Annotated in this window: 8 protein-coding genes; 7 read left to right on the top strand and 1 reads right to left on the bottom strand. The window is 66.5% G+C overall.

Going from position 1 to position 11,414, the window contains the following annotated elements:
• The 7 genes from B1A78_RS17435 to B1A78_RS17405 all read left to right on the top strand — a co-directional run.
• Positions 1 to 1,299: FAD-dependent oxidoreductase (locus tag B1A78_RS17435; protein ID WP_077148184.1), on the top strand; the 1,299-nt coding region annotated here is incomplete at its 5' end.
• Between the two features lie 1,175 nt (positions 1,300 to 2,474).
• Positions 2,475 to 3,131, top strand: coding sequence for a 16S rRNA (guanine(527)-N(7))-methyltransferase RsmG (gene rsmG, locus B1A78_RS17430; RefSeq protein ID WP_256839126.1), 657 nt, complete (start codon positions 2,475 to 2,477; stop codon positions 3,129 to 3,131).
• On the top strand, positions 3,131 to 3,913 hold the full coding sequence (locus tag B1A78_RS17425) for a ParA family protein (RefSeq protein ID WP_077148182.1): 783 nt from the start codon (positions 3,131 to 3,133) through the stop codon (positions 3,911 to 3,913). Before rsmG ends, B1A78_RS17425 begins: the two co-directional genes overlap by 1 nt.
• Positions 3,914 to 4,873, top strand: a complete 960-nt coding sequence (locus B1A78_RS17420; protein WP_077148181.1) for a ParB/RepB/Spo0J family partition protein — start codon at positions 3,914 to 3,916, stop codon at positions 4,871 to 4,873.
• A gap of 274 nt (positions 4,874 to 5,147) precedes the next feature.
• Entirely contained in the window at positions 5,148 to 5,645 is a 498-nt protein-coding gene (locus B1A78_RS17415) for a DUF4402 domain-containing protein (RefSeq protein ID WP_077148180.1), read from the top strand.
• A gap of 298 nt (positions 5,646 to 5,943) precedes the next feature.
• Positions 5,944 to 6,771 carry a molecular chaperone gene (locus tag B1A78_RS17410; protein ID WP_077148179.1) on the top strand — a complete coding sequence of 276 codons (828 nt, stop codon included), beginning with the start codon at positions 5,944 to 5,946 and terminating at the stop codon, positions 6,769 to 6,771.
• Between the two features lie 31 nt (positions 6,772 to 6,802).
• Complete coding sequence (locus B1A78_RS17405) at positions 6,803 to 9,580, top strand: collagen binding domain-containing protein (RefSeq protein ID WP_077148178.1); 2,778 nt, start codon at positions 6,803 to 6,805, stop codon at positions 9,578 to 9,580.
• 9 nt (positions 9,581 to 9,589) lie between these two features.
• Here B1A78_RS17405 and B1A78_RS17400 read toward each other — a convergent pair.
• Positions 9,590 to 11,414: CHAT domain-containing protein (locus B1A78_RS17400; protein WP_144037882.1), on the bottom strand; the 1,825-nt coding region annotated here is incomplete at its 5' end.

Here is an 11,414-nt window from a genome sequence, read left to right as displayed (position 1 = left end):
GCCGACCTGCCGATGGCGCGGCTCAAGACCGGGACGCCGCCGCGGCTCGACGGACGCACGGTCGACTGGGCGCGGCTCGCCGAGCAGCCGTCGGACAGCGTCGAGGGGGCGAGCTGGACCTGTTCCACGTGGAACAATGCGCGGACGGTGCCGCAGATTTTCTGCGCGATCACGCGCACCAATGCCAAAAGCCACGCGATCATCGCGGCGAATCTCGACCGTTCGCCCCTGTTCACCGGCGCGATCGGTGCGGCGGGGCCGCGTTATTGCCCGTCGATCGAGGACAAGATCCACCGCTTCGCCGACCGCGACGGGCATCAGGTGTTTCTGGAGCCGGAGGGGCTCGATTCGGAGCTCGTCTATCCGAACGGCATTTCGACCTCGCTGCCCGCCGATGTGCAGCTCGCGATGCTGCGCACGATGGAAGGGCTCGAGACGGTTGAAATGACCGTCCCCGGCTATGCGGTCGAATATGACCATATCGACCCGCGGGCGCTTGACCGGACCTTACAGGTCCGCGCGATCGGCGGACTCTATTGCGCCGGGCAGATCAACGGCACCACCGGTTACGAGGAAGCCGCGGCGCAGGGGCTGGTTGCGGGGGCCAATGCGGCGCTGGCCGTGCAGGGCCGCGAGCCGCTGATCCTCGACCGCTCCATATCCTATATCGGGGTGATGGTCGACGACCTGGTGCTGCAGGGGGTGACCGAGCCGTACCGGATGCTCACCGCGCGCGCCGAGTACCGGTTGCGGCTGCGCGCCGACAATGCCGCGACGCGGCTGACCCCGAAGGGGATCGCGCTCGGGCTGGTGCGGCCGGCGACGGCGGCCTTGTTCGAGGCGCGCCTGGCAGCGCGCGCCGAAGCGGCGGCGTTGCTCGATGCGCCGGTGACGAGCGCCGATTATGCATCGATCGGGCTGGCGCTGCCCGGTGACGGCGCGGCGCGGCGGCGGATCGACCTGCTGCGCTTTCCCGAGGTGACGATGGCGAAGCTCGCGCTGCTCGCGCCCGAGCTGGCGGCGATCGATGCGACAATCCTCGCCGAACTCGCCGAGGATGCCCATTATGCGCCGTACATCGCGCGGCAGGAGGCCGAGCTGCGGTCGCTGGCGGCGAATGAGGCGATCCTGCTCGACCCGGGCCTCGATTATGGCGCGATCGGCGGGCTGTCGCGTGAGATGGTCGAACGGCTGGGCAAGGCGCGGCCCGAAACACTGGGGCAGGCGGGGCGGATCGACGGGGTGACCCCGGCGGCGCTGACCGCGATTTTGGTGCATAGCAAGCGGCGGGCGGCCTGAGGGCCGGCCATTTTGGCGTAATCGGCAAAGTCCTTCATAGGGTGGGCTTGGTCAAGTGCGCTAACGGGCTATTCCCACCGGAACTCGGCCTGTCGAACCAAAAATTGCGTAGAACCGTGGGATGACCACTCGATGCCTACGTGCTCACAAATGAGCTGCCGAGCGACAGCTTCAGCCTGTTGCCGAGGTCGGATGCAGGCAGATTGCGTCACGAAGCTCGGGATTATCGCATGTGTTCACCGTAATCCCGCCGTAATCCGAGGTAGCTGGGACAGCCGCGGAATCTAGCCGGATATGGGCGTTAGGTATACTGTCACGGTAATTCTATCTACGGAATCTTCGAAACCCGAGCATCATTGATAGGAATGCGGCAGAGTAAATCGCCGCTGTCAAAATCCTTCCGGGCAAAGTAACCCAAAATCCAATGTCGCTATCTTTGATGAAAAAAGGTTCTCCGATCCAAGATATTGGATAATAATATAATTGATGAACTAAAAGCCATAACATAGCAGGAAATACGTGCAATTCAAATAAAAAGTATAAAACAATAGGGAAGATTAAAGATATAAGAAAGTAAATATAGTTCTTCATAAATGTCGTCTTCTATATGTTTCATATATCTGTCTCGCGCCTTTTTTGTAATTTTCTGTATTATCTTGGCCTATTAATTTCTCACCCCCTCAGAAAAGTCTCGGCAATTGCTGAATGAAAGGTAGTAGTTCTTGTTAATCCATTTCGGACTTCGGTTATTAATGGATTCTCTCATAAAATTACCATCGTAAACTTCAGGATAAAATCGATACTGGCTTCGCTTAGCGCGGCCATCTGTTCATTGGCGAGCTCTTGCCGGAAATCTTCCGAATTGAGATCTGGAGGAATTACGGGTGAGGTGGCTTGCTTATGTCCGCGCAACCGCATGAACAGGTCAGAGCGCTAAGAATTATCCACGGACGCATCTTCGAAAATTAGCTCACGTCGCAAGGCTTCGGGAGGTTTCTCTCATCAATGCCGCCTTGAGCCTTCGGCGCCCATCTTTTTGTCTTTGTGAAAAAAGATGACGACAATGTTTGGGAAGCCTCCTCGCGCCTTTGCGTGAGGCTTTCAAAATCTCACGCAAAGGCGCAAAGGCACGAAGAAGGACAAAGCCCGCTGCGCGGGGAAGGTGAAAGAGCGACGTGGCGGACGCCGACATACTGGAAGACGAAGGCGCTGCGCGCGACTGGTTGGAGCAGGCGTTTGCGCCGACCGCCGCGCAATCGGCGCAGCTTGAGCGATTTGCGGCGATGCTGGTCGCCGAGAACGACCGGCAAAATCTGATCGCGGCCTCGACGATCCCGACCCTGTGGGTACGGCATATCGCCGACAGCGCGCAGTTGCTCGCGCTCGATAAGCAGGGCGAGGGGCTTTGGATCGACCTGGGGAGCGGGCCGGGGCTGCCTGGGCTGGTCGTCGCGATCCTGACGGAGCGGCCGATGCTGCTCGTCGAATCGCGCAAGCGGCGGTGCGAGTTTCTGCGCATGGTCGCGGGCGAGCTGGGGCTGGGGCATGTCGAAGTCGCCGAGGCGTCGCTCGAGCGCGTCGAGACACGCCTGGCGGGGACGATCAGCGCGCGGGCCTTTGCGCCGCTCGACCGGCTGATCGACTTGTCCGCGCGTTTTTCCACCGAATCGACGTGCTGGCTGCTGCCAAAAGGCCGAAACGCGGTTAAGGAACTGGCGTTGCTGCCGCAGCCATGGCAGAGAATGTTTCACGTGGAACAGAGCCGCACCGACGCCGAGAGCCAAATTCTGGTCGGTGTCGGAAAAATCGCGACAAAACAGCGAGGAAAATGATGATCCGTATCGCGGTGGCGAACCAGAAGGGCGGGGTTGGCAAGACGACGACCGCGATCAACCTGGCGACCGCGCTCGCGGCGACCGGCTGGCGCACGCTGATTATCGACCTCGATCCGCAGGGCAATGCCTCGACCGGGCTGGGGATTCCGCAGTCCCAGCGCACGCTGTCGAGCTATGACCTGCTGCGCGGCGAGGCGACGCTCGCCGACTGCGCGATCCCGACCGCGGTGCCGCGGCTCGACATCGTTACCGCAACGGTCGACCTGTCGGGCGCCGAGATCGAACTGATCGAATATAAGGACCGGCTGCACAAGCTGCAGCAGGCGATGACCGCCGCCGAGGCGGGGCAGTGGGACATCTGCCTGATCGATTGCCCGCCGTCGCTCGGCATGCTGACATTGAACGCGCTGATCGCCGCCGAATCGCTGATCGTCCCGCTGCAATGCGAATTTTTCGCGCTCGAGGGGCTGAGCCAGCTGCTCACCACGGTCGAGCGCGTGCGCGGCAAGTTCAACCAGAAATTGTCGATCCTGGGCGTCGCGCTGACGATGTTCGATCGCCGCAACCGGCTGACCGACCAGGTGTCGGACGATGTCCGCGAAGTGCTTGGCCCGGTCGTGTTCGAGACGGTGATCCCGCGCAATGTGCGGCTGTCCGAGGCGCCGAGCCACGGGCTGCCGGCGCTGATCTATGACCATCGGTGCGCGGGGTCGGCGGCCTATATCGCGCTGGCGCGCGAGCTGATCGATCGCCTGCCCAATGTTCGCAAGGCTGCATAAATGGCTGATAAACAAGACGAAACTGGCGCATCTGGCGCGATTCCGGCGAAGAAGCGCCCCTCGGGACTGGGGCGCGGGCTGAACGCGTTGTTCGGCGATGCCTCGATCGAGGCACCGGTGCTCGCGAGTCCGGGTGCGGCGGCGCCCGCGCCGGCGAGCGGCGAATCGGTGCAGCATGTCGCGGTCGGCGACATCCGCCCGCTGCCCGGCCAGCCGCGCCGCCATTTCGACGAGGGTGCGATCGCCGAGCTCGCCGATTCGATCGCGGCGCGCGGATTGCTCCAGCCGATCATCGTGCGCGCGGCGCCCGACGGACGGGGGTATCAGCTCGTCGCGGGCGAGCGGCGCTGGCGCGCGGCGCAGCGCGCGGGGCTGCACGCGATCCCGGCGCTGGTGCGGGACCTCGACGATGCGGCGACCTATGAGATCGCGCTGGTCGAGAATATCCAGCGCCAGGATCTCAACGCGATCGAAGAGGCGAGCGCGTATCGCAAGCTGATCGAGGATTTCGGGCATAGCCAGGACGCGTTGGCGCGGCTCGTCGGCAAGTCGCGCAGCCATGTCGCGAACCTGATGCGCCTGCTCGACCTGCCGCGTGCGGTGCAGGAGCTCGTCGGCGACGGCAGCCTTGCGATGGGACATGCGCGCGCGCTGATCGGCGCCGAGGGTGCCGAGGGCATCGCGCGCAAGATCGTCAAGGAAGGCCTGTCGGTGCGCGCGGTCGAGGCGCTGGTGCGCGCGGGCAAGGGCGGCGGGCGCAAGGCGCCGCTCGAGTATAAGAGCATCGATGGCGGGCGCGACCCCGACATCGTCGCGGTCGAACGGCATCTGTCCGAGCTGCTCGGCATCGGGGTCGGCATCGTCTATGCCGGCGAGGGCAAGGGGGCGCTGACCCTGAAATTCGCCTCGCTCGACCAGCTCGACATGATCTGCCAGCGGCTCTCGGGCGAATCGATCTGATTCGAGGGTCTCGCAGGCCGCGCGAATCTTTCTTTCGCGCGCGCTTAATCTGTGCCGCATCGGGCCGTTAAAGAGGCAAGAGCGGTCCCCACCACATCCGCTTTCTGGCCCTAAGGCCCTGATTCAGCCTGCTTTCCTTGCGAAATGCGGGCTAATCCCTAATGCGGCATTAACCATGGTTGTTGGGCAAAGACTGAACGGGTCGTCGGTAGAAGGGCGACAGCGATGGGGTGGGATTTCCAATCGCTTCAGTTTGACCAAGGGACCAAAATTTATGCGCAACATTGCACTGAAGCGCGCCCTGATGGGTGCCGCGATTGCCGCTCTCGCCATGAACGCCTCGGCGGCGAACGCGGCGTCGGCCACGGGTACGGCGAAGGCCAAGATCCTGCGCCAGATCACGCTCACCAACACCAGCGACCTCCAGTACGCCACGGTCATCAGCGGCGCGACCGCCTCGACCGTCGCGGTGTCGACCGCGGGTGCCGCGACCTGCGGCGCGGGCCTGACCTGCACCGGCACCACGACCGCCGCGAACTTCAATATCGCCGGCACCTCGGGTGCGGTGGTGCTCGTCGGCGGCGATTCGTCGGTGACGCTCAACGGTTCGCTCGGCGGCACGATGACCTCGTCGCTGACCTATTCGGCGACCAACGTCACGCTGAGCGCGACGGGCGGCAGCTTCCAGGTCGGCGGCACGCTGAGCGTCGGCGCCAATCAGACCGCGGGCGACTATTCGGGGACGTTCAACGTCACCGCCAACTATCAGTAACAGCCTATAGGGTGGGGGGTACGGCGGGCGTTCGCGTCCGCCGGCCATTAAAAGGGTCGTCGGGGTACCAGCCCCCGGCGGCCCTTTTTGTTTGCGCGATTTTTGCGCGCTGACGCGCGCGGGCGGTGCCGGCCCGCTCCCCCGCCCAACCTCTCGACATGATATTCCAAGGAGATTGAGCGGGGGAACGACCCGGCACCGCGGCCATAGTTAGCGAAATATCAACCATGTTGGCGCAACAGGGGGAGGACTGCCGGGCGGTGTGGGCCGCCCGGTTCCAGATGGTGGGGACCATTTCATGTTGCGATTTTTGAAGGGCTTCGGCCTGTTTTCGGCTGTCGTGCTCGGCGCGGCGGCTGTGCCCGTTCAGGCTGCGGGCGACCTGCTCGTCGCGCCGACGCGCGTCGTGCTCGACGGGTCGCGCGGCACCGAGGTGGTGCTCAACAATATCGGCAGCGAACCCGCGACCTATCGCATCAGCCTCGAGATCAAGCGGATGACCGCACTTGGCGGGCTCGACGAGATCGACGAGGGTGACGCGAACGACGCCGAGAAGGCGGCGCTGAACATGATCAGCTTTTCGCCGCGCCGCGTTACGCTGCCGCCGAATCAGCCGCAGGTGATTCGCGTCGGGGTGCGCGTGCCCGAGGGGACGGCGCCGGGCGAATATCGCGCGCATATGCTGTTCCGCGCGGTGCCCGACGCGGCGCCGGCGGCCGATCCCGCCAAGCCCGCGACCAGCGGCGGCGTGTCGATCGCGCTGACGCCGATCTATGGCATCACCATCCCGGTGATCGTGCGCGTCGGCGACCTCGGCGCCGAGGCGTCGATCGGCGAGGCGCGGGTGGTCGACACGGTTGATGGCCCGGCGTTCGCCTTCGACCTGACGCGAACGGGCAATCGCTCGGTCTATGGCGATATCGAGGTGACGCGGCCAGGGGTTGCCGAGCCGCTGCTGCTCGCGCGCGGCATCGCGGTCTATCCCGAGGTCGGCCAGCGCCAGGTCCAGCTGCGCGTGCCCGCCGAGCTCGCGGCGAAGCTGAAGGGTCCGGTGCGCATCCGCTACACCGAGGACCGCGAGGTCGGCGGCGGCGCGATCGACGAGGCCGACCGGGTGGTGAAATGAGCTAGGTCGGACCGTCCGGCGAGAGGCAGCGATGCTTCGCGCGCTTCTGATACGGTTTTTCCCCGCCCTTGCGGCCGGGCTGGCGCTGGTGGGGATGGTCCCCGCCGGCGCGCTTGCCGCTGACAGGGCCGAGGTCGCCGACGGCTGGAAACCCAATGAGGACGACAGCTGGCTGTTCGACGTGCGATCGGGGCAATATCGGCTCGGCGACGGGGTGCGCGGGTACCAGACCCCGACGGGGGTGTGCGTCGACCTGGCCGACATGGTGCTCGCGCTCGACCTGCCGATCCGCGTCGACAAGAAGTTGCGCCGCGCAACCGGCTGGGTGTTCGACGAGCGGCGCGGCCTGACGATCGACCGCGACGCGGGCGAAGTCAGGCTCGGGAGCCGCAGCTACAGCATCGGCGCGACCGCGATCCGCGACACCGCGGCGGGCTGGTGCGTCGATGTGAAGAGCCTCGCGACCTGGTTCGAGCTGCCGCTCGTTCCCGACCTGTCGAACGCGGTGCTGCGGATCGATTCGAAGGAGAAACTGCCCTTCCAGCTCGCCGCCGAACGCCGCGCGCGCGGCGCCGGGCTGCGCCCGCAGCAAAGTTTCGACCTCGCAAGCCTGCCGCAGGCAAGCAGGCCGTACCAGAATTGGGCGACGCCCTCGGTCGACGTCGTCGCCTCGGCGGGCTTCGTCAACGACAAGCGCGGCGGATCCTATGTCCAGGCGCGCTACGAGGTTTTTGCGGCGGGCGAGGTGCTCGGGCAGAGTTTCGACGCGCGGCTGTCGTCGGACAATGAGGGCGTGCCCGACAGCCTGCGCATGCGGCTCTATCGCACCGATCCGTCGGGCAATCTGCTCGGCCCGCTGCGCGCGACGCATTATGCGGCCGGCGACGTCAGCCTGCTGTCGACCGGGATCGTCGCCGGATCGGCACCGGGGCGCGGCGCGGTGCTCACCAACCGCCCGGTCGAACGCCCCGATGCGTTCGACAAGACCGATTTTCGCGGCGATCTGCCCGCCGGCTGGGACGCGGAACTCTATCGCAACGGGCAATTGCTCGCCTTCACCAGCCCCAATGGCGACGGCCGCTACGAATTTCTCGACGTGCCGCTGCAATATGGATCGAATCGTTTCGAGATCGTGCTCTACGGGCCGCAGGGCCAGATCAGGCGTGAAATCAAGCAGTTGCAGGTCGGGCTCGATTCGATCCCGCCGCAGCAGACCTATTATTGGGCGGGATTCGCGCAGGAAAATGCAGACCTTATCGAGTTCGGCGACCGCCGCCAGACCTTCCGCCGCGGCTGGCGCGGCACGCTCGGGCTCGAACGCGGACTCGACACGCGCACGTCGGTCGCGGGCTATCTCCACAGCCTGATGATCGAGAATGTCCGGCGGAGCTATGCGGAAGTCGCGCTGCGCCGTTCGATCGGTCCGACGCTGCTCGAAATATCGGGCGCCTATGCCGACGACCGGAGCGGGGCGGTGCGCGCGAGCTGGCTCGCGGCGTTCGGCGAGACTTATGTGCGCGCCGATGCGATGCGCGGTTTCGGCGGCTTTGTTTCGGACCGTTTCATAAACAATATCAATGGTCTGTACCAGATTTCGATCGACCAGTCGGTCAAGCTCGGGCGCACCGTGCTGCCGCTGCATCTCGACCTGCGCCAGGTCGACCGGACATCGGGGGTGCAGAGTCTCGAGGCCTCGGCGCGCGCCTCGGCGAGCTTTCGCGCGCTGACCTTCACCGGCCAGCTCGACTGGACGCGGACCAAGGTGCCGATCGGTCCCGATCCGCCCGACAACCTCAGCGCGACCTTGCTGGCCAATGCCCGCATCGGGCGCGTGCGTCTCCGCGGCGAGGCGCGCTTTGCGCTGTCGGGCGCGAGCGCCGATTCGCGCGCGACGGTGATCGCCGAATGGGCGGGGAAGGGCGACGCCGAATGGCGCGCCGAACTCGGTTACGACAAGGGACTCGACCGCGCGCGGGCGGGCCTGGGATATACGCGCCGGTTCAACACGTTGCAGCTCACCGGATTCGGCGAAGTGGCGAGCGACGGATCGGTCGCCGCGTCGCTGTCGCTCGCCTTCAGCTTCGGGCCGAAGCCGCAGGGCGGGGGCTGGCGCGTGTCGAGCGAGAAGCTCGCGAGCCGCGGCCAGGTGATGGCCGAGGTGTGGATGGACGATAATGGCGACGGCATCCGCCAGCCGGGCGAGGCTGCGCTGCCCGACGTGCCGATCACCGCGGGCAATGCCTTCGTCGACGCCGCGACCGACAAGGGTGGGCGCGCGACGGTCGACGGGCTCGAGCCGTTCCGCGCTGTGATGATCGGCATCGACGCCGGCAGCCTGCCCGACCCCTATGTCCAGCCGGCGCTTCCGGGTGTCGTCGTCACCCCGCGTCCGGGCGTGGCGACGCGGGTGATGCTGCCGATGACCGCGGCAGGCGAAATCGAAGGGACGATCATCCGCGACGGCGGCAATGCGATCGAGGGGCTCAGCCTCGAACTCGTCGATGCCGAGGGCCGGGTGCGTGCGACGACCTTGACCGAGTTCGACGGATATTTCCTTTTCGAAAGTGTCGCTTACGGCCGCTACACGGTGCGTATCGCGAAAAATTCGGCGCAACTGTTGCGGATCGACGGTGCGTTCGCGGTGAGCGCGTCGCCGGGCAAGGCGGCGCCGCGCATCCGGCTCGGCACGCTGGCGCTGAAGCCCGTGCGCCGCGACCTGGCCGTTGTCGACACCGCGCCGAAGGGCGAGGGCCATGGCGCGCGTGGGCCGCCGGCAAGCGATGCGAACGGGGCGGAGACGGGACCGTAGCCGGCGATGTCAGGACGGGTCGATCGCGACATAGACCGCCCAGGCGGCGGGGTGCGCGAGTGACGCGCCGGCGGCATCCTTCGACGGGTCGCGCGCCACGTCGCGCATCGCCCCCTGCAGCGCCGCCGCGATATCGCCGCGTTCGTCCTTGAGTCCCGCGACGGCCGTGGTGGTGATTCGCTCGCCGACATCGTCGAGCACGGGTGTGTAGGTCGCGAGGACGGCGCGCGCACCCGCGAGCAGGAAGGCGCGGGTCAGCCCGCTGAAACCGTCGCCGCCCTGCGATCCCGCCGCGGTGTCGCAGGCCGAGAGGATGACGAGCGCGGCGTTGAAGCGCAGCTGCGCGACCTCCGACGCGGTGAGCAGCCCGTCGTCCGCAGGGGTGGCGTCGATACCGGGCCGGCGCGCGCCGGGGGTCAGCGCAAGCGCGGGTTCGGCGATCGACCCGTCGAAGCGTCCGCCGAGCAGCGCATGGGTCGCGAACAGCACCACCTGACTGTCGGCGAGCAGGCCCTCGTCATTGCTGCGATCGAGGCGCGCCTGTGTCGCGTCGAGCTGGAGCAGTCGGCGCTCGGGCGGGGCGCCGAAATAGTCGGCCATGCGCCGCACTTCGATACCGCTGTACGACAGGCGGCGCAGCTTCGCGAGCCTGGCGGGGTCGGCGATGCCGTCGCGGTACAATCCCTGCCGCGGGATCAGCCCGACATTGTCGGTCGAAGCGGCGGCGAGCCCGTCGAGCGGGTTGCCGCGGGTCTGGCCCGGGTCGGTGATGACGGGGGGATCGGCCTCGCCGCGAAAGGCCGGATCGCCGAGACCATAGAATTTTCCACCGCTCGCTACGCGCTGGGGGCCGCGCCGGGCGGTGCGCAGAGCCTCGACCGATGGCAGCACCGCAAGGACCCGGTCGAGGCCGAGCCATTGCGTCTTCCGCAGCGTATCGGGATCGACGTCGCCGGGCGCGCCGCCCGCAGGCGCCGCCGAAGGGAGCGCCGCGAAATTGAGTGCGAGCAAAGGTCCCTCGGGAACGAGGATCCAGCGCGGCTTGCCGGCGAGCAGCGCGGCGATCGCCGGGTCGCCGAACAGCGCCTGATGCACCTTATAGGCAGCGGTGCGATCATAGCGCAGGAAATCGTCGGGCTGTTGTAAGGGGTCGTGTTTCGTCGCGCCCGAATATTTCGAATCCGACAGCTGGCCGTGAAGCGTTGTGACGAGCGCCGCAAGGTCGGCGCCGTCGATCGGGATTTCGGCCCAGGCCGATCCCTCGCGCGTCGCGGCGAAGACGATGCCGCGACTCATTTCGGCGCGGGCGTCGGGCATTCCGGGGTAGAGAAGGATCAGCGCTTCGTCCTTGCGGAGAAGCGGTGCCACGCCTTTTGCACCCGTCACTTCGGCCAGCGGCACGGGTTCGGGGCGGAGCGTCGCAAAGATCGGGGGCAAAGCCCGTTTGAGGGCGGCGGCCTCGGCGCCAAGCGTCGCGCCGGCGACGGCGCGCTCGCCGAGCAAGCGCGCCCGATCGGCGTCGCCGGCGCTGCCGCGCTGCGCGGCCGCCTCGATGCCCTTGTCGAGCGTGACCACGCGGTCGCGCGCCGCCGTCCAGCGGCCGAACAGTTCGCCCTGGCCCGCGCGTTCGGCGAGCGCGCGCGCCGCGGTCTCGCTGATCGCCGCGCCCGATGCCGAGGGATGGGCGAGCTGGGCGACCGCGAAGCCCCGGGTGCGGCTGGCGGCCTCGCCGCCCACACCGTCGGCGGTGCGCGTCGTCCAGTGGAGGCGGAGGAGGTCGATTGCGCGGCCGCTGATGAAGTTCGCCAGATTGAGCCGATAGGCGGCATTGGCG

Source organism: Sphingopyxis sp. KK2 (genome assembly GCF_001990265.1).
Lineage (GTDB): Bacteria > Pseudomonadota > Alphaproteobacteria > Sphingomonadales > Sphingomonadaceae > Sphingopyxis.
This window is presented reverse-complemented; position numbering and strand designations above follow the sequence as displayed.

Excerpts from the sequence above, each read along its gene's own strand:
- B1A78_RS17425 (WP_077148182.1), top strand. The coding sequence starts at position 3,131 with ATGATCCGTATCGCGGTGGCGAACCAGAAGGGCGGGGTTGGCAAGACG.
- B1A78_RS17420 (WP_077148181.1), top strand. The coding sequence starts at position 3,914 with ATGGCTGATAAACAAGACGAAACTGGCGCATCTGGCGCGATTCCGGCG.
- B1A78_RS17415 (WP_077148180.1), top strand. The coding sequence starts at position 5,148 with ATGCGCAACATTGCACTGAAGCGCGCCCTGATGGGTGCCGCGATTGCC.
- B1A78_RS17410 (WP_077148179.1), top strand. The coding sequence starts at position 5,944 with ATGTTGCGATTTTTGAAGGGCTTCGGCCTGTTTTCGGCTGTCGTGCTC.
- B1A78_RS17405 (WP_077148178.1), top strand. The coding sequence starts at position 6,803 with ATGCTTCGCGCGCTTCTGATACGGTTTTTCCCCGCCCTTGCGGCCGGG.